General features: G+C 61.0%; 13 protein-coding genes and 1 pseudogene. 2 read left to right on the top strand and 12 right to left on the bottom strand.

The window, feature by feature from the left end:
• The first annotated feature begins 463 nt into the window (after window positions 1–463).
• Both FFR93_RS30560 and FFR93_RS30555 read left to right on the top strand, forming a co-directional pair.
• The gene (locus FFR93_RS30560; protein ID WP_246661381.1) at window positions 464–661 is read left to right on the top strand and encodes a hypothetical protein; all 198 of its coding nucleotides are present in this window, start codon (window positions 464–466) and stop codon (window positions 659–661) included.
• Between the two features lie 337 nt (window positions 662–998).
• A complete protein-coding gene (locus FFR93_RS30555) occupies window positions 999–1,262 on the top strand; it encodes a hypothetical protein (RefSeq protein ID WP_064710100.1) in 264 nt (87 codons plus the stop codon).
• A 146-nt stretch (window positions 1,263–1,408) separates the two neighbouring features.
• Here the strand turns inward: FFR93_RS30555 and FFR93_RS30550 are convergent, their stop codons facing one another.
• The 12 genes and pseudogenes from FFR93_RS30550 to FFR93_RS30495 all read right to left on the bottom strand — a co-directional run bounded on the left by FFR93_RS30550 (window position 1,409) and on the right by FFR93_RS30495 (window position 18,001).
• Entirely contained in the window at window positions 1,409–5,410 is a 4,002-nt protein-coding gene (locus FFR93_RS30550) for a CheR family methyltransferase (RefSeq protein WP_138395923.1), read from the bottom strand.
• A gap of 64 nt (window positions 5,411–5,474) precedes the next feature.
• Window positions 5,475–6,497: a chemotaxis protein CheB gene (locus tag FFR93_RS30545; protein WP_138395922.1), complete on the bottom strand. Its 1,023-nt coding sequence runs from the start codon at window positions 6,495–6,497 to the stop codon at window positions 5,475–5,477.
• Between the two features lie 150 nt (window positions 6,498–6,647).
• A pseudogene (locus FFR93_RS30540) lies at window positions 6,648–7,042 on the bottom strand (response regulator).
• 74 nt (window positions 7,043–7,116) lie between these two features.
• Entirely contained in the window at window positions 7,117–8,280 is a 1,164-nt protein-coding gene (locus FFR93_RS30535; protein ID WP_138395921.1) for a helix-turn-helix domain-containing protein, read from the bottom strand.
• A 340-nt stretch (window positions 8,281–8,620) separates the two neighbouring features.
• A complete protein-coding gene (locus tag FFR93_RS30530; RefSeq protein WP_138395920.1) occupies window positions 8,621–9,355 on the bottom strand; it encodes a TIGR04290 family methyltransferase in 735 nt (244 codons plus the stop codon).
• A 20-nt stretch (window positions 9,356–9,375) separates the two neighbouring features.
• Window positions 9,376–10,422, bottom strand: a complete 1,047-nt coding sequence (locus FFR93_RS30525) for a UDP-glucuronic acid decarboxylase family protein (RefSeq protein WP_138395919.1) — start codon at window positions 10,420–10,422, stop codon at window positions 9,376–9,378.
• Between the two features lie 12 nt (window positions 10,423–10,434).
• Window positions 10,435–11,535, bottom strand: a complete 1,101-nt coding sequence (locus FFR93_RS30520) for a glycosyltransferase (RefSeq protein ID WP_138395918.1) — start codon at window positions 11,533–11,535, stop codon at window positions 10,435–10,437.
• Window positions 11,532–12,620: a glycosyltransferase gene (locus tag FFR93_RS30515; RefSeq protein ID WP_138395917.1), complete on the bottom strand. Its 1,089-nt coding sequence runs from the start codon at window positions 12,618–12,620 to the stop codon at window positions 11,532–11,534. The genes FFR93_RS30520 and FFR93_RS30515 overlap by 4 nt, the downstream gene beginning before the upstream one ends.
• The gene (locus tag FFR93_RS30510) at window positions 12,617–13,747 is read right to left on the bottom strand and encodes a glycosyltransferase (protein ID WP_138395916.1); all 1,131 of its coding nucleotides are present in this window, start codon (window positions 13,745–13,747) and stop codon (window positions 12,617–12,619) included. The genes FFR93_RS30515 and FFR93_RS30510 overlap by 4 nt, the downstream gene beginning before the upstream one ends.
• 2 nt (window positions 13,748–13,749) lie before the next feature.
• On the bottom strand, window positions 13,750–14,862 hold the full coding sequence (locus FFR93_RS30505; protein ID WP_246661380.1) for a glycosyltransferase family 4 protein: 1,113 nt from the start codon (window positions 14,860–14,862) through the stop codon (window positions 13,750–13,752).
• Entirely contained in the window at window positions 14,859–16,901 is a 2,043-nt protein-coding gene (locus FFR93_RS30500) for an NAD-dependent epimerase/dehydratase family protein (RefSeq protein WP_138395915.1), read from the bottom strand. The genes FFR93_RS30505 and FFR93_RS30500 overlap by 4 nt, the downstream gene beginning before the upstream one ends.
• Window positions 16,898–18,001, bottom strand: a complete 1,104-nt coding sequence (locus tag FFR93_RS30495; protein ID WP_171049280.1) for an SDR family NAD(P)-dependent oxidoreductase — start codon at window positions 17,999–18,001, stop codon at window positions 16,898–16,900. The genes FFR93_RS30500 and FFR93_RS30495 overlap by 4 nt, the downstream gene beginning before the upstream one ends.
• Between the last annotated feature and the right edge of the window lie 125 nt (window positions 18,002–18,126).

Raw genomic sequence — 18,126 nt, 5'->3', positions numbered from 1 at the left:
TCATGCTCTTGATGTTCATTAGAACCCCCTAACATTCGTTTCTCGCGTTAGGGTTTGTTCCACAATTCAGCTTATGCCAGATTAGCGCTGTAGCCGCAAAGTTGAAGTTTCCTGTTTCTGCAAAGTTGGAATGTCAGTCTCCCCGCGTTTGATGACCTGGGAGTTGCCGCTTTTGAATACCTTCCTCCAATGAATGACATCCTCCTTTCCATAACCTCGCCGATGTACATCACCTGTATGTACATGATGGATTTGGCACAGCGATGTAACTTGCCTGAAGAGCTGGACCGCGAATGGGACTGCTCGCGCCAGAAGCCGGGAACGAAATCAAGGCGATCAGGTTAGTCAAAGGAAGGTGGCCTTTCGAGCCCTGGCGACGAGGTAAACCCAAGGAGCACACGTTTTGAATGTTGTGAGTTTCCCCCGCGTGAGAGAGTGCCGCGGTGAGCCCGACCGCACTTTCGTGAGCACCGACGCGGATGAGCGACGGCTCTATAGGTTCGCCCTGCAGTACGAAATGGACGGCAAGAGCTGGGCGACCGACATCTGGGCCTATTCGCCCAAAGACGCCGAAGATCGCGTCGCTGCGATGCGGCGATCGCTGACGCTGTGCGGTCAGCTTTATGCCGAGGTGGAGACCGACGCTCCGACGCAGCTCTGAGGGGTATGCGACGCGCCTGAGGCGGCCCCAAGAATCTCGCTCGCCTTTTGCATCTCAGAGACCTCGGGTCGCGAAATATCTGCGGGGATCCTCGCCGATAAGTACGCGCGCGATCCCACAGGATTCCGGGCATCGCGGGCACCTGCGGCAAGGTCAACGGCAGTCTCTACGATGCGGCGAGGCAGTTTCCAAATCTGAATAATAAGCGCATGATCGCTCCCATTGCATATCGCCCGGAAGTGCCCGTCGCTCCGGGACAATGACGTGCATCAAAGCAAGAATCAAAGCGCGCCGCATAATCGAATTGATGCGGCGCACTTTGGAGAAGGAGAGCGGCATGGACCGCGCGATTGTGGAGAAGCATTTGCAGCAGGCGCGAGAGCATGTCGCCTTGGGAAGGCAGCACGTCGCTCGGCAGCGCGAGATCGTGGCTGAATTGACGACCCGTGGCGCCGACCTGGCGGAAGCGATACGACTTCTTGCGAATTTTGAAGAGTCGCAGGCCATGCATCTGGCTCACCTGGATAGGCTTCAGGGAGAGCTGTCTGAATGGGACGAGAAACATCAGGCAAGCGGCCCCGCAGGTGCTTCGACCTCTTGATGATCGAGAGGTCACGTCTTGCCGCGAGCCAGAGCGCTTGCCCGCCAGAGTGACAGCGAAGACCTTGCGGCAGGACCCGAGGACCAGAGACGGCCTCCCGGAGGCTTCAATTCAGCCAGCTCCTGCTGAAGGCCGTCGACACGGACTCACTGGATCAACACCCTCCCCTCAGTCGTCACCTCATCCTCGGCGAGGTTGGTTAGGGAAATAGGAATTGCAATTGTGCAGTGGATGCCGTCCTCTCCCATCGTGAACGAGGTCTTCGCATCCAGCTGGTAGGGCAGCGCGCGCTCTATCAATTCCCGCCCCTGGCCGCCCCCTTGCGGCCCGGCATCAGCGGGCGGCATCTTCACCCCGCTCTCCCGCCAGTCGACATGCAGCCACGGCTTGCCGCCTTCGCCTGATTGCTCGACACGCCAGGCGATGGTCACATGCGCCTGGGGTTGACTGAATGCCCCGTACTTGACCGCGTTGGTAGCGAGCTCATGCATTGCCAAGGCCATTGTCTGTACAGTGGTCGTGCGAAGCCGTACCCCCTCCACGCCGTCGAGCGTGATCCGTTCCATCTGTCCATCCAGTACGCCATGGGCGGCCAATTCGGATCGAATGAGCTGATCGAAGGAAATGCGCTCCCCCTCCTGCAGCCGTGACAGAAGCCCCTGCACACGGGCCAGCACATCCAGGCGGTCGCAGAATCTCTGGTAGAAATCAGGCAAGTCGGCGCTTGTCCGCAAGGTCTTATCAGCCATCGACCTGACCACCGCCATGAGATTGCGCGTGCGGTGCTGAAGCTCGGCGACCAGCACTTTCATCCGGTCGGCAGAGGCTTTTTCATCGGTGATATCGCGGCCGATGCCGCCGATCTGCTGAACGTTCCCTTCCTCTCCGAAAATCGGGAAGTCGGCGTTGCGCAACCAGCGGATTTCATGGTCCGAAGCACGCCTGATGCGGTATTCGAACTCCACGCGTTCGCCGTTTCGCACCCGCCGGATCTCGGAAAGAGCCTGTTCCCGGTCCTCGGGGATGATCAGCTCGGCCCAGCTGCGGAAATTATTGCCCGTCATGGCCTGCTCGCGATCGACACCGTAAATGGTCTCGAACGCCGGCGTCAGGTAGATCCATTGCAGCGTCTCCGCATCCCGGATCCACAACACGTCGGAAGAGGCCTCGCCGAACAGGCGGAACTGCTCCTCCCCCTGCCGCAGGGCGGCCTGCGCCTGTTTGCGCGCCGAGATGTCGATGCAGAACTCGGCAATCGTGCCGTCGCCAAGATCGCGCCCGGCAAACAGCATCCAGCGACGCGTCCCATCGGCGAGGACATATTCCTTTTCATAGGGCCCGAGCTTGCCGGTTTCCTTCACCGCAGCCATCTGCGCTTCACTCTCGGCGAGGTGCTCCGCCGGCGTGAGCCGCCGCCAGTGCAGTTCGGAGCGCTCCATCTGCGAGCGCGTGTAGCCCGTCATCTTCAGGAACACTTCGTTGGCATCACAGATGACGCCGTCCTGATTGATGAAGACCACGCCGACTGCATCCGTCTCCAAAACGCGCTGCAGGCGCTCCTCGCTGCGGCGAAGCGCCACCTCCGCCTCGTAAGTCGCGGTCAGGTCGGTGAAAGTCACGACAGCCCCGCTGATATAGTTGTCGACACTGCGGTAGGGCAGGACACGGGCGGCGTAATGGCGGTTGTTGGCGGGGTCGCTGACCTTTCGGTCGACAGGCACCAGCGTTCTGAGAACCAGGCGGACATCGTCGAGCAGTTCCGGATATACGACCCGCGAGACGACGTGGTCCAGCGGCCGACCGACATCCGTGTCGAGGAGATGGAATATTTCCGTCGCCGCCGGCGTGAAACTCCTGACCCGCAGATCATTATCAAGGAAGACGGTGGCGATCTGCGTCGCCTCGAGAAGGTTCTTCAAGTCGGAATTGGTGCGGTCCAATTCGGTCACGCGATGGGCAAGCTCGCCGTTGACGGTCTGCAGCTCCTCGTTGACCGACTGCAATTCCTCCTTCGAGGTTTCCATCTCCTCGTTGGCCGACTGCAGCTCTTCATTGATGGACTGATACTCTTCGTTGGAAGACTTCAGTTCCTCATTTGTCGATTCCAATTCCTCGATCGTCGCCTGAAGCCGGTCCCGGGTGACGCGAAGATCGGTCTCCAGACGCTGAACATGCTCTTCGCTGGTCAGCCTGCCTCCGTCAGGAGCCGTGCCCTCGGCCACCTGCCCGGCATCTTGAAACAGAACGATCAGCGAGGTGACGTCGCCGCTGCCGAGCGGTTCGACAATGATGTTGACGGCGTAGGTGCGGTCGTCCTGGCGCAGCAGCACCCTGGGGACTTCCACCTTGACGGCTTCCGTCGTGGCACGCTGGAGGGCGGAGCGCATGTCGAGCCGCAGATCGCGGTGAGCCAGGCTCAGGAGATTGAGCGTCGCGGTCCCCGACATCGGCTCGAGATAGCGGCCCGTGCGCCCTGAAAAGTGCAGCACGTCATAATGGGAATCGACGACGACATAGGCTGGCGCGAAGCGCTCGGCGACCACCTCTGCCTGGCGGCTGATCGTCGCCGACAGCCGCCCCGTTTGCAAGGTGGGAGCCGGCGCCGAAAGCGGATGGTCCGGGCTGCGCGGCCGTGGGCTGAGGGGAAAGTCCGGAATGATGCGGGTGGCTGTCTCGAGCCTCCGAAACAGGCGATTCTTGCGGTCGACGGGCGCAAAAAGCTTGGCGTGACGGGTCACATTTTCCGACGACCCTAAAAACAGAATGCCGCTCGGCCTGAGCGCAAAATGGAAGATCGGGATCACCCTGTTTTGGAGCTCGCTGTCGAGGTAGATCAGCAAGTTCCGGCAGGACAGAATATCGATGCGGGAGAACGGGGCATCCTTGACGATGTTGTGCGGCGAGAAGATGCACATCTCCCGCAATTCCTTGGCGACACAATAGGTGTCGCCCTCACGCACGAACCACCGGGCAAGCCGGTCGGGCTGGACCTGCGAGGTGATGGTTGCGGAATAGCGTCCGGCGCGCGCGATCCCCAGCGCACGCGCATCGAGGTCCGTCGCGAAGATCTGCACATCAGGGGGGTAATCCATGGTCGCCATATGCTCGCGCAGCAGCATTGCGATCGAATAGGCCTCCTCCCCGGTAGCGCAGCCAAGCACCCAGACCCGCAACTGGTCGCCCGCCTCCTTGCCTTCGAACAGCCTTGGAATTTCACGCTCGAGAGCTTCGAACTCCGCCGGGTCCCTGAAAAACTGGGTCACGCCGATCAGGAGGTCCTGAAACAGGTTTTGCGCTTCGTCACGGCTGGCGCGCAGCCGCTCGATATAGCTGTCGGTATTGCCGATCTGCAGAACCTGCATGCGCCGCTGAACGCGCCGGGTGAACGTCCCGCGCTTGTAGCCGTGGAAGTCGTGGCTGGTGACATTGCGCAGAATCGTCGCGATCTGCGTGATCTGCGCCTCCATGGCGCTCCCCGGCTCATCATCCAGGCCGACATCTTCCTCCTCGGCGACATTGCCGGCATAAAGCGCGATTTGTCCTGCAATGCCCGGCGCCGGCAATCTGAGGTCGGCGATCGCCAGCGCTCCTCCCGCTTCCTCGGGAGATCTGTCTTCGCTCTCGTCTATCTCCGCGATCGAGAGACCACCAAATTTCTTGGTTGCCGCCACACCGGCGGTGCCGTCGTTCTCGAGCCCGGCCAGGACCACCGCAATGGCGCGTTCGTGAGCATGCTCTGCCAGCGAGATCAACATGGTGTCGACGGTGCCGCGATGGCCGATGGGTTCCGAGGCCGCCCGAATGCGGATATGCCCATCTTCAAGGGTCATCGTATCGTCGGACCCGCCGATGTAGATATGGTTCTGAAGGATGGGCTCTCCATCGACCGCGACCTTCACCGCCAACCGGCCTTGCCGCCGCAGCATTTCGAGAACGGTCGTCGTATGGAGCCGGAGCCCCTCCTGCTGGCTTACCGCCACGAGGTAGGACGCGCCGAGGCCAACGCCGATGTCTGAGAATATCCGTTCCAGCGACGCAAGCGAGCGGGCACACACCGCAATGCCGACGATCACGAGAGGCTGTTCGTGCTGATCCTGCTCGAAGGCGCCCGCCTGTTGCTCCGTGTCTTCCCGTTCGTCGTAAGCCATCGTCTATCCATGTCTCTGCCGCGACGGATCTAAACCGTCCGCACGGCAGAAAGATACCACTTTATCACAGGTCCTGGAAACGTAACGCGCGGCCGAGGCGCAGGGAGGTGAGAGCGGCGTCCCGAAGGGTCTCGGAATACCGCCGATATTCGGACGCCCTCGCTTCATAAAGCTCGGCGACGGCAGTGCGGCCGGTGTCGCGGGCGTCCCGCGCCATCCGTTCCACGAGCGTCAGACGCTCTTCCATGATCCGCATGGCGACCCTGATCGCCTCGTCAAGCTCATCAATATGCGAGGCGAGGACGTCGGCGGTAAAGGCGTGTCCGATCTGACACCGAAATCGCAGCGGCCGCGAACCGCGAACCTCGGAAAGCACCCCGTGGCAATCCGGACAGGTCAGGGCTGTTGGAGATCCGATCTTCCGAAGTTCCGCGCTGCCAAGCCGGGCGCCGGCGGCGATCCCGACCTCCAGCCGCAGATCGTCTGACGGCGGAGCGACTGTCGGCCCTGCCTCGCTTCCGGCGATGCTGGCAAGCAGCCCGCCGAGCTCAGCTGCCGAGGCAACATGATCGACCTCCACCGCCTCAAGCGCCGCGAGCGGCATCTGATCCGCCTCGGCATCGAGCGGATGCTGCACGATCGCGGTCCCGCCATGGGATTTGATCGCTTGCAGTCCCGCGGCTCCGTCATTGAGCATCCCGGTCAGGATCAGCCCCACAGCTCGTGGGCCGAACGACAGGGCCGCAGAGCGAAACATCGGATCAATCGACGGTCGCACCATGTTTTCCTTGGGGCCCCCGCCCAACTTGATCGTTTCACCGGCGAGGAGAAGGTGACGATCGGGCGCGGCAACGTAAATGTGACTTCGCTCGATCGGCTGGCCGTCAACCGCCTGCGTCACTGGAAGCTTCGAGCGTGCCGCCAGGATCTCAGGCAGGTAGCCCCAATAGTTCGCCGGAACATGAGTCGTGACAAATATGCTTGCCGGCAGGTTGGCAGGTAGGTCGGCAACAAGGGTCTTGAGAACCGCACCACTTCCCGCCGAACCGCCGATAGCGATGATATCCTTGGTAGCGCTGGAAGTCATTATCTTACCCTTTCGGCTTCACCTCCCAACACCCGATGCCGCTCATGGTTCCGCGCGATTGAACCATAGCCGCATATCGGCAAGGCGCTGGGGGCGCCCTGCTTGCTCCAGCGGGCGTCAATATCTCCGAAGAGTTCACCCGCGAGACGATTAATTCAGTCGTTTCAAACCGTCGGCTGGGCCAAAGAGCGCGACTGCAATCTTTTCGAGTTCGGCCGGCTTTTCGCAAAGCGCAAAGCCTTCGTATTTCTGTGGATAAAGGATGGGTCATATCCCGTGGCAAAGACGAAGTTGATTTCTCGTCTCTCCAGTTCGTCGGCGACGTCAAACACCAAATCATCGCCAAGATGGACGTCAAGGACGGCTGCATCGACCTGCTCGACAGCGATTAGCTCGAGCGCGCTACGAATGTTTGCCGCTGGCCCGACGACGGTTGCACCAAGATCTTCCAACCTCCGTCGGGTCTCGTCGGCGAGAAAATATTCGTCTTCGACGACCAGGATGCGCTTTCCGGAGAAAAGTCTGGTCTGATTGTTCTTTTCCACCGGGCACCTTTCCACACGCAGGTTCTGTAAGTTGCCGATGACAAAAGTTCGGTCCGCAGCCGGGCGACTTACGGTTACCATTTCTCGCCGGAATGTGGGCCGTAAAAGTGGGGACCGGGTTGCCCGAAAGCCTTTTTGGCGTTCCCCGTGCCTCTCAGTGAAAACCCCATCAAGCGCTCGTACTCCGCCTCAGGGATGCCGTAAGAGCCATTGGCCTTAAGGATAAGGCCCTCCCGGTCGATGATGATCACCTTTCCCCGTACCGACCTGATGAGCTTTTCCCCCTCCAGAACCGGAAGCGCGCCCGTGACTCCGGAACGTCGGACGCCGAGCATGGAAGACATGTGTTCGTGCGTCAGAAGCAGCATCTTGTCTTCCGACCGATCATTGAGCATGAGCAGCAAGCGGGCCAGTCTCTGCTCGATCGAATAGCGGCTGTTGGCGAGGGCCGTGTACCCGATCTGAATTGCGAGCGTCCTTGAGAAGGACGACGAAAGAGAGCGTAGCTGTGGCGCCCTCTGCACCAGACGGAGGAAACCGTCGGTATCGATGCGCTGGGCGCTTCCTTCGGTCAGCACCACCATATTGTAGGGCGTGCGCCAATCACCCTCCAACAGTCCAGTGCCGGTCAGGCCTTCACGCCCGATGAGACCGACCTCCACCTGCGAACCATTGGGCGACGAGGCCACAACCGAAACCGTCCCGCTTTCGATGAAGAAAACCGTCGTTATCTCCCCAAACTGTTGCTCAAGAATCTCGCCTTGAACCAGGTGGACAGGGTTAAGCAGCGGACGGACAAGGTCATTTTCGCGGGGAGAAAGCGCAGAAAGAATGAGGTTCTTTTGGCCGCCTGCTGCCGTCGCCGTCGGGCTTCCACAACTGGAAAGGGCACTATAAATCGCGCCCGTGTCCAACGGCTTTTCCACGAATATTCGATCGGCAAACCGCGGAGGGACGACGTCCCGGCTGTAGCCGGTTGCGAAGAAAAACGGGATATTGCGCTTCGACAGCACATCGGCGACTGGAAACACCATCGTTCCACCGAGATTGATGTCCAAAATAGCCGCTTCTATCTTGGAATCTTCGATGTATTTCAGCGCTTGCTCAACGTTGGGTGCTGGCCCGACGACACCGATTCCCGTTTGGGTCAGTTTGGACGCGAGCTCGCTGGCAAGGGTGTAATCGTCCTCGACGATCAAAACCGCCTTTCGCGCAAGTTTGTCAAAGACCGTGTTCACTGCGATCTGCTCCCGGCATCAAACCCGTTTGGACAAAAACGCTCGCGCCGATGGCCTGTTCCCAATCGGCGGCATTTGGCAGATGATAGCTTCGAACGTCGGCCGCGTCCCCGCCTTCTTATAACGACGGGTGTTTCCGCCTAGCTCTGCGGTGACTTGCGCGGACATGCACGGATTCCGTGTCGGTTGCGGCGGCAGCGACTTCACCAATCAGGCGATGGTCAAAAAGGCTAGGAGACCGCAGCGACAGCGGTGGAAAACAGTCGGGCCTCAAAACATTCTGGACCCGCTAGATCAATTCCATGAAGTATGAACTGTTTCCCTAAGGTGTCCAATCGCCTCAACCGGGCGGCGGCTCGACCATGTATGGCCGCCGGCCTCGGCGGCAGAGATAAACCTCTCGCTCCGGATTGGCCTCTAGGACAAAGCCGGAGCTGCGCAGCAACGCTTCGACCGCCGCCTTGTTGGGAATGAACCAGTTGGTGGGATCGGCAGAATAGCGCTCTTCGACAAAGAACAGCTTAGGAAAATCCGGCCGGTCGAAAACCTTCCACTCCGAAAAGTCGTAGTCTTCCTCCAGCGTGGCGATATGCTCGTCGCCACGCTGCAGGCATTGGAACAGCATGAGATCTGCGACTACGTGTTCGTAGAGCAGATCCAGTGCCAGCAACGGATGGCGCAAGTGGTAGAGAACGCCCATGAAGAGCACGAGATCGAAACGCTCCGCGAGTTTCGATACTTCGTAAACCGACATCTGCCTGAACTCGACATCGAGGCCGAAATGATCGGCGGCGAAACGGGCCTGCTCGAGATAACGTGGATCGCTGTCAATTCCCAGCACCCGTCCGGCATTGCGGCGCTTCATTTCGAGCGCATAAAAGCCGGCATTGCAGCCGATATCGAGAACGCTGCGCCCTTCCAGATCCGTGGGCACGACATGCTTGAAGCCCTCCCATTTGAACGCCGGATAGTCGCCGAGAAAATGATCCGGCGCGGTTTCGATCTCTCCGAGCCGCATATTCTGAAACCAGGGGCCGAGTTCGCTGATGCGCTGTTTCAAAGCCAGGTTCATCATCGCTTGCCTCCGCTTCTCGGTTAGTTGTCCAAGGGAGCAGCCTGCGAGGCAGCTGCACGTCGGTGACGGCGAGGCGCGGCGACGCGTTTGCGCGGACGATCGTCCAAATTGGCGGCAAACCAATCGATCGTATATCTGAGTCCCTCGGCGAGGGGCACCGTCGGCTGCCAGTCGAGAAGTTCGGTGGCGCGGGTTATATCGGGGCGGCGGCGCTGAGGATCGTCCTTCGGCAAAGGCCTGTAAGCAACCACCGTGCGTACCGGCACCATCGCGCGGATCATCTGCGCGAGCTCGTTGATGGTGAATTCGCCGGGATTGCCGAGGTTGACGGGCGCGCCGGGGTTTGGGCGCACGTCCATCAGGGCCGTGAGGCCGCCCACGAGATCGCTGACATAGCAGAAGGACCGCGTCTGCATGCCGCTTCCGTAGATGGTCAGAGGTTTGCCCGAGAGGGCCTGCACGATCAGATTGGAGACGATCCGGCCGTCATTCGCCTGCATTCGCGGTCCATAGGTATTGAAGATGCGGGCCACCCGCGCGTCGACGCGGCCGGCACGCAGCATGTCGAAGCAAAGGGCCTCAGCGGCGCGCTTTCCCTCGTCATAGCAGGCGCGCGGTCCGGTGCAGCTGACATTGCCGCGATAGTCCTCTGTCTGCGGATGTTCCGCCGGATCGCCATAGACCTCGCTGGTCGAAGCCTGGAGGAAGGAGGCGCGGTGCCGCTCGGCGAGCGCCAGCAGATTGCCCGTGCCGGCGACGCAGGTCATCATGGTGTGAACGGGATCCGCCTGGTACTGCGGCGGCGAGGCGGCGCAGGCCAGGTTGTAAATCTGGTCAATAGGCTCGTCGATTTCGAGGAAGTTGCAGATGTCCTGTTCAATCAGCCGGAAGCCGGGGTGGTTCACCAACGGTCGGACATTGTCCCGCGAGCCGGTGATATAGCTGTCGACGCAAATGACGCTGTCGCCACGGCCGAGCAGAGCATCGCAGAGATGCGAGCCGACAAAGCCGGCGCCTCCTGCCACCAGAACAGTCTTGCCTTTTCCGCGACGATTGACTTGAAGCATCGATACTCTCCTTCACGCTGAGATACGCTCGAAAGCTGGATTGGCTGGCAGGTTCGAAAGAGCCCCAGCGAGATCGCCGGCACGGGCGTACCCGGTATGACTGCTCATGACGCGCTTTCTCGCTGCGGCGGCGGCCGCCAGACGGTCGCTGTCAGAAAGCTCCGTCAGCAGCGCCACGACATCCTCCGGCGCGCGCGCAATGAACAAAGCCTCAGTGTCCGGCAGCAGCTCATCAAGACCCTGCCAGAAGTCGCTGATAATGGGCGCTCCGCAGGCGGCAGCCTCGAACAGCCGCACGCTGGGCGACCAGCCGGCGGCGATCATATCGCTGCGGGTCACGTTCAATGTGAACCTCTGACGGCTATAGAAGCTTGCGTGATCGGCAGGCGGCAGATGCTCGATGCGCTCGACATTGGCCGGCCATTCGATCTCGGCGGGATATTGCGGGCCGGCGACGACGAAGCGCATCGACGGCAGGCGGCGCGCCGGCTCCAGGAGGAGGCGCTCCAGTGTCGGCTGCCGGTCAGGGCTATAGGTTCCGAGATAACCAAGATCCCAGCAATTGGACTCGCCGGTATTGGCATAGCGGCCCTCGTCAACCGAACAATAGAGCGCGATGGCTCTGCGCGCGCCATATCTCTGTTCTAGCCAGGTCAACACCCTTCCGCCGGAGAAGGAGAAATAGGCGTCAAACAAGGGAATCTGCCTCAGCGCCAGATATTCCTCGTCACCACGGTCGAGCTTGGCGAGGGTGACGGGCGTGTCAATGTCATAGAAGCAAAGGCGTTTCGGCTGCAACGCCTCGAGCCCGTCGATGAGCGGCACACCATCGGGAACGTAGGATCCGACGATGACCGCATCGGCGTTGCCGAGCCTCTCACCGTGACGCTCGATCATTGTGGCGGGGTCAGAATAATAAGCGAGCTCGCAGAAGGCAGGCGAAGGCAGGGCCCGGTGGCTGGCATACCACGGCACGTCCCCCTCCAGGAAAAAGATCCGATGGCCGGCGTGCCGAAGGCCCTTGATCAAGGCGCGATAGGTCGTGGCATGACCGTTTCCCCAGGATGAGGAAAGGGAGAGGCCGAGGAAGACGATGTCGAGCGATCTCGTCATTCGGCAGCCTCCCGCCCACCAAGACGTGCGCGAAAAATCCTGTCTACCGCTTCGGCGCGATTGACATAGGTATGTTCGGCCAAAACCCGCCGGCGCGCTCTTTCTCCGATTTCCCGTGCGGCTTGCCGGGACAAGCCGCTAAGCAAGGCAGCCACGTCCTGTCCGTCGCGCGCGACCAGCACCTCCTCGCCCGACTTCAGAAAGACATCGATGCCTTCCCAATAGTCGGTAATGAGGCAAGCCCCGGCGCCAGCCGCCTCGAAGACCCGCGTCGCAGGGGAAAAACCATTCTCCGCCATGCTGGCACGCGATATGTTGAGGACCGCCATCGGTGTTACGTTAAAGGCATTATGATCGCGCGTCGGGACATGGCCGATATAGCGGACGTTCGAAGAGATCGGCTTGTCGTGCCAGCCGGAACCGCCAAGCAGGAATGTTCGGTTCGGCAGACGCGACGCCGGCTCCAGGAAGAAATGCTCAACCCTCGCCTCCCGGTCCGGCAGGCGGTTGCCGAGGAAACCGAGGTCGGCGGCAAAGCGGTGGTCCTTCGGCACCGGATGATGCGTTTGCGGGTCCAGCGCATTGTAGATCGGCACGCATTCGGCCGCTCCCACGGAGCGGTATGCGCTCACGACAGGATCGCCGCCGCCATAGGTCATCACAAGATCAAGCGCGGAAAGCGCGCGGCGCAACGGATGGTCGGGGTCGGCCCTGAGTTCGGCAAGCGTTGCCGGCGCGTCCACGTCCCAGAAGATTTTCAACGCGTGGGGTCGGGCATTGCGCAGCACCTCTTCCAGCAATCGGTCGTCCTCGAAACCGACGCCGCTTGCCTTGACGACGATATCAGCCTCGGCCGCCTCGCTTGTGACGGCCTTGAGTGCGTCGACTGTCCCTTCGTAGACGACGACCCTGCACCAGTCCGGCGGATCCATGTCGCGGTTCTTCTGCCGGTCATAGACGTCGGGTTCATAGAAGGTGATGTTGTAGCCTTTCTCCGCCAGCGCCCGCAGCAAGCCGCGATAATAGGTGGCGGCGCCGTTCCAATAGGCGGAGACGAGGCTCGAACCATAAAAGGCGATCTTCATTCGGCAGCCTCCCTGGATTGCAGGTTTTCAACGACCCTGTGCGTGCCGCAGCGCTCCAGAATGGCGAAAAGCTCGTCGACGCGGTGGCGGCAGGTGTGACGGGTCTTGATCGTTTCAAGGCCGGCGGCGGCAAGGCCCGCAGCCAGATCGGTATCGGAGAGGACGTCGCGCAGGCTTTTCTTCATCTCCTCGCCATCGCCGACGACCAAATAGTCCCTGCCAGGCTCGAAGAGATGTTCGGCGTCGCTCCAGGGCGCCGAGATCAGGGGTATGCCGCAAGCGAGCGCCTCAAAGACGCGGATAGTCGGAATACCCGGCAGATGCTGGACATAGGGTCGCCGCGGAATGTGAACGGTGGCCCTGTGGCGGGCGAAGGCCTCGGGAACATCGGCATTGGCGATCCAGCCGCCATAGGCGATGCCGGACTTGCGAAGTTCGTTCAATGCATGGTCGGGATAGCGCACGCCACGAACGACCGTGTCGAGCTTCAGCTCCTTCGCGGGACGAATCAGGAATTCGCCGATTTCGGCGGACCGCTCATCGTCACCCCAGTTGCCGATCCAGATGAGGTCTCCGGTTTTCTCGATGTCCGGCAACGGTCTGAACAGCGTGTCGTCCGCCGCCTCGTGCCAGGCAAATACCGACTTTCCCCAACCGGCTCTGAGATAGCGTTCACGCAAGGTCTGCCCGAAGGCCAGCACGCCATCATAGTCGTCGAGCGCCAGTCCTGCGATATCGTCTTCGGCAGATACCGCCCGATGATGCGTATCGTGGAACAGCAGGGTGAAGGTCGCGCCATTGCGTCGGATGCGGCCGAGCCTCTCGACCAATCGCGGTTCCGTCCACTCGTGGACGATGACGATATCGGCATCGGCAAGCGCTGCTTCGTGGTCGAATCCCTCGCCGTAGATCTGCGAACGGTGCTGCGGAAATGCCCGGTGAAATGCCTCAACCGCAGCCGGCCCCTGATCCTTCACCAGATTGGCCCGGCTCCAGGCATCCTGCGGCTCCAGCGCCAGCGTTTCATGGCCGCGCCGTTGGAGATCGCGCATGACGCCGCGAAGAAAATGGGCATTGCCGTGATTCCAGTCGGAGACCAGCGAATGGGTGTAGAAAACGAACTTCATGATCACTCCGCTGCTGTTGAAAAACCGCGGGCGGACATGCCGGAATAGACCGAGCACATCGCCTCTGCCTGAGCCTTGACGCTGAAGCCGGCAGACCGGGCACGTGCTTTTCGTCCGAATGCAGCCCGCAGCTGCGGATCGTCGGCAAGAGTATTGAAGGCATCGGCGAAGACATCGGGGCGATGCGGCTCGGCGAACAGAGCAGCGCCGTCCCATATCTCGCGATAGGTTGGGATATCGGAAAGCACCAAGGCCGCGCCCGCCCGCGCTGCTTCGAGAGCGGCAAGACCGAACGGCTCGTAGAGCGAAGGCGAGGCCACGACGGCCGCCTGCCGCGTCAAGGCGCTCATCCGCTCGTGCGAAAGCTCGCCTCGGTGATCGGCATGGCGAAATCGCATGGTCTGGCCGTTCGGGCCGGTCGTCGCGCCGGCCGCCGCCACCGTCCATCGGGTCATTGCTGCAGCCTTGTCCAGCACGGCGCCGTTTTTGCCGTCGTCCCACCAGCGCCCGGCCGCAAGGACAAACTCCTGCTTGGGCTCGTCGGAAGCCCCAAGGGAGCTGGCGTTGTGAACGACGTGGAGACCGCCGATCGGTCCATAGGCCGCTTCCATCGCTCTCGCATGGCTGCGGCTTGGCGCGATCACCGCGTCCGCACGCGTGAAGCCCGCCTGGTTCAGCCGATAGTGCCATCGCCAGTCCGGCGGGACTTCACTGCCGCGGACGGCGGCAAACCATGTGACAACACAGGAATGGCAAACCACCGCAACCGGCAGGTCCGTTTCGATGCCCGCCGCTTGCGACGGCAGATTAAGATGCAGAAGATCCGCCTCTTCCCGGCGTGCGAGATCGGCGATCAGCCGCGGGACCTCGGCAACTGCCTCTTCACCCTCGACCGTCCAATCGAGTGGCGCGTCCAGCCAGACGAGCTTGCCGATCCGGCCCGCCTCTGCGACTTTGTCGTCTGTCGGTGTGGGCCCCAGCCCGGCAAAGACAACGTCGATGTTGTTCGGTTTCAGTGCTGCTGCCAGGTCCATGGCGTAACGCCAGACGCCGCCGATGGCGTCAACCGTCATCAGCACGCGACGGTGTCCGTTGCTCCGTTCATCTCCGCTCATGCTGATACCTTCCGCTTTTCCCTGCGGAACTGCCGCCCGCCGAAACGATGGGCGATCAGCCATTCGGCGAGGTGCCGCAAACCATCACGCCATCCGATTTCGGCTTGCCAGCCGGTTTCCCGTTCAAGTTTCGTTGTGTCGGCCACGAAATAGAACTGGTCGCCGGCGCGCCATGGGCCAAAGCTGGTGTCGACAGCACGGCCTGCGAGCAATTCGATCTCGCGCAACACTGAGAGCACGCTGACGGCGTTACGCGGCCCCCCACCGAGGTTGAAGGCTTTGCCGCTGACCCGTTCGATATTGGAAAGTAGCATCCGATAAGCAGCGACGGCATCATCGACATGCAGAATATCCCGCACCTGCTTGCCGTCGCCGTAGATGGAAATGGGTTCGCCGCCGAGCGCGCGGATCAGGAAATGCGCCACCCACCCCTGGTCCTCGGTGCCGAACTGGCGCGGTCCATAGATGCAGCTCATCCGCAGGACGGCGGCAGGAATGCCGTAGGATTTCGCGTAGTCGAGGATGTATTGATCGGCCACACCTTTCGAACATCCGTAAGGCGTGCAGAAATCGAGTGGCCGATCCTCGCCGACCCCTTGTTTCCTGACGGTCTCGTCTTCGGGAAGATAGCGATCGTCGAGTTCGATCACGCCGAGATCGTCGAGAGCGCCATAAACCTTGTTGGTGCTCGCGAAGATGACCGGAGCGCGTCTGCCCGCCCTGCGCACCGATTCCAGCACGTTGAGCGTGCCGCGAGCATTCGTCTCGAAATCTTCGAGCGGATCGACGAGGCTGGTGGTCACCGCCGTCTGCGCGGCATAGTGGAAGACTGCCTTGGCGTCCCTGAAGGCTGCTTCGATGCCCATCAGATCACGAACGTCGGCAAGGACCGGGTGAACCCGCCCGCCATGCCGCTCAATCAGCCAGGTCAGATTCTGATCGACCCCCGATCGTGCCAGATTGTCGAGGATGATGACGTCCTCGCCGTCGCTGAGCAGGCTGTCGGCGAGATTGCAGCCGACAAACCCGCTGCCGCCGGTAACAACGATCGGCGCGGCACCCGAGGCGATTTGGGGAGCCGCAAGGGCCGCGACATCCTCCAGTCTCTTGACGCCTCCTTCCATGAGAAGGCGGGCAAGAAGCTTCGGCTTGTTGTCGTGGCTGACAGCGCCGAGGTGATAATGCCGCGGATCGAACCACAGGCCTTCCTGAACCGGAACATCGGGTGGCACGTCACGCCAGGAATACCAATACATGCGATCGGCCGGCACGTTCAGCGCCTTGATGAAGCGCCGCGCCTGTTCGATCTCGTCATTGCGCCAGGTGGAGTACCCGGCTTCGGTGATCCATATTTCCGCATCGGCATTATAGCGGTCGATAATCCCGCGCATCTCTCCGAGATGCATGTCCCAGCCGCCCCAGGTTGCCTCCTCGCTATCCCAGGTTCCGGGAAAGCCATGGAAGCCGACAGCGTCGATGACTCCGAGCACGCCGCGCGTGCCCATCAGGTTGAGCCAGTATGGGTCGAAGGGGCACGGGCCGCCCAAAACCGGTTTGTAACCCCTTTGCTTCGCCCAGTAGGCCGCGCCTCCGACCATTTCGCAGAAAAGCAGAAAATCGCTGTCGTGACGCCAATCCCAGTCAAGCAGATTATTCGGCTCGTTCCAGAGCTCGATATGACGGAAATAGCGGCCATAGCGAGTCAGGATGTGATCGACAAAGTCGGCATAGGATTTGAGATCGACCGGCGCGCCAGAAGACCTGCCCGTCCGGGACAGGGAAGGCGGCGTGTAGTGTATGCAGGGCAGAAGATCGATTTGGCTGCCGACACGCGGGATCAGCCAGTCGAACCATTGCTCGCCGCCGGGCGCCAGATATTCGGCCCAGGAAAGATGCGTGCGCAGATAACTGGCGCCGCTTTTCAGGATATCCGGCAGCACCAGCTCCGTCCGCTCATATTCTCCGGGTCGGAACCATTCGACGAAACCGAACCGCCTCGCCTCCTGCTGACCGGATGCTCGAGAACCGGCCTTGTTCATGAAACCAGCCCCCGCTCTTCCAGCTGCCGCTTCATTTCGGCGCCACGGTCGACCGCCCCGGTCTGCCGCACCCATTCGGCGAAGGGAGCGAGTGCATTCTCAAGGCGATATTTCGGTTCGAAGCCGAGCAGTTCGCGCGCCTTGGAAATGTCGGCGAAGCAATTGCGGATGTCTCCCGAACGCGCCTTGTTCATGATGTCAGGGCCGATCTCGGGCACGCCCATGGCATCGGCAAGAAGCGTCGCGACATCGGCGATCGAATAGGCCTGGCCGCTGCCGATATTGATAACGTGGCCGGATGCCGCGGGCTTTTCGAGGGCCAGGCGAAAGGCTGTCGCAACATCGCGGACGTGGACGAAATCGCGCCGCTGCCTGCCATCCTCGAAGATCATCGGCGGCTGCCCATTGGCGAGGCGCGAACCGAAGTTGGCAAGGACCCCGGTGTAGGGATTGGAAAGCGCCTGGCCCGCGCCGAAAACGTTGAAGAGGCGCAAGGCGACGGCGTCCAGGCCGTAGGCTTCGCCGAAAATAAGGACCTGCCTCTCCTGGGCGAATTTCGTCAGCGCGTAGATGGATGCAAGATCGACCGGTTTCTCCTCGTCGGTGGCGACCGGCGTCAGCGGCTGACCGTCCTCATCGAGCGGATCCCACTGGCCCTGCTTGACATTTTGCATGCGCCGCCTGACATAACCGAGCCGCTTTCCGTCCGCCGTCAGATAGAGCCCTTCTCCGTAGACGCTCATCGACGAGGCGACGACGATCTTCTTGACGGGAAGGCCGATCATCGCTTCCAGAAGCACCGCCGTGCCGAGATCGTTGCAGCCGACATAGCGGGCGATTTCATACATCGACTGTCCGACGCCGACTTCGGCGGCGAGATGGATGACGCCGCTCACACCGGCAAGCGCCGCGCGCACTGCATCCTTGTCTCTGACATCGCCTTGGATAATTTCGGCTCCATCCGGCACACTGACTTCGGCATCGGCATGCACCTGATCGATCAGCGCATCGAGAATGCGCACGCCATAGCCATTTTTCAGAAGTTCTTCAGCAACGTGGCGACCAATGAAGCCGCATCCGCCAGTTATCAAAATCGTCATTATGAGATCCGTCCGGTTGAATAATTTGCTTCGGAGATAGGCGTCGAACCGAACGCGGATGGAAAAGTTCCTTCTTCAATGACATCTTTATTGACTTCATCATCTATGACTTCTTTGACCGCTAT

It is taken from the genome of Rhizobium sp. MHM7A (genome assembly GCF_005862215.1).
Lineage (GTDB): Bacteria > Pseudomonadota > Alphaproteobacteria > Rhizobiales > Rhizobiaceae > Rhizobium > Rhizobium bangladeshense.
The sequence above is the reverse complement of the archived record's forward strand: the minus strand, read 5'-3'. Positions and strand labels throughout refer to the sequence as shown.

Bases quoted from the DNA above. Each gene is read 5' to 3' on its own strand.
- FFR93_RS30555 (WP_064710100.1), top strand. From the start codon at position 999: ATGGACCGCGCGATTGTGGAGAAGCATTTGCAGCAGGCGCGAGAGCAT.
- FFR93_RS30545 (WP_138395922.1), bottom strand. From the start codon at position 6,497: ATGACTTCCAGCGCTACCAAGGATATCATCGCTATCGGCGGTTCGGCG.
- FFR93_RS30495 (WP_171049280.1), bottom strand. From the start codon at position 18,001: ATGACGATTTTGATAACTGGCGGATGCGGCTTCATTGGTCGCCACGTT.
- FFR93_RS30520 (WP_138395918.1), bottom strand. From the start codon at position 11,535: ATGACGAGATCGCTCGACATCGTCTTCCTCGGCCTCTCCCTTTCCTCA.
- FFR93_RS30515 (WP_138395917.1), bottom strand. From the start codon at position 12,620: ATGAAGATCGCCTTTTATGGTTCGAGCCTCGTCTCCGCCTATTGGAAC.
- FFR93_RS30530 (WP_138395920.1), bottom strand. From the start codon at position 9,355: ATGATGAACCTGGCTTTGAAACAGCGCATCAGCGAACTCGGCCCCTGG.
- FFR93_RS30510 (WP_138395916.1), bottom strand. From the start codon at position 13,747: ATGAAGTTCGTTTTCTACACCCATTCGCTGGTCTCCGACTGGAATCAC.
- FFR93_RS30500 (WP_138395915.1), bottom strand. From the start codon at position 16,901: ATGAACAAGGCCGGTTCTCGAGCATCCGGTCAGCAGGAGGCGAGGCGG.
- FFR93_RS30550 (WP_138395923.1), bottom strand. From the start codon at position 5,410: ATGGCTTACGACGAACGGGAAGACACGGAGCAACAGGCGGGCGCCTTC.
- FFR93_RS30505 (WP_246661380.1), bottom strand. From the start codon at position 14,862: ATGAGCGGAGATGAACGGAGCAACGGACACCGTCGCGTGCTGATGACG.
- FFR93_RS30525 (WP_138395919.1), bottom strand. From the start codon at position 10,422: ATGCTTCAAGTCAATCGTCGCGGAAAAGGCAAGACTGTTCTGGTGGCA.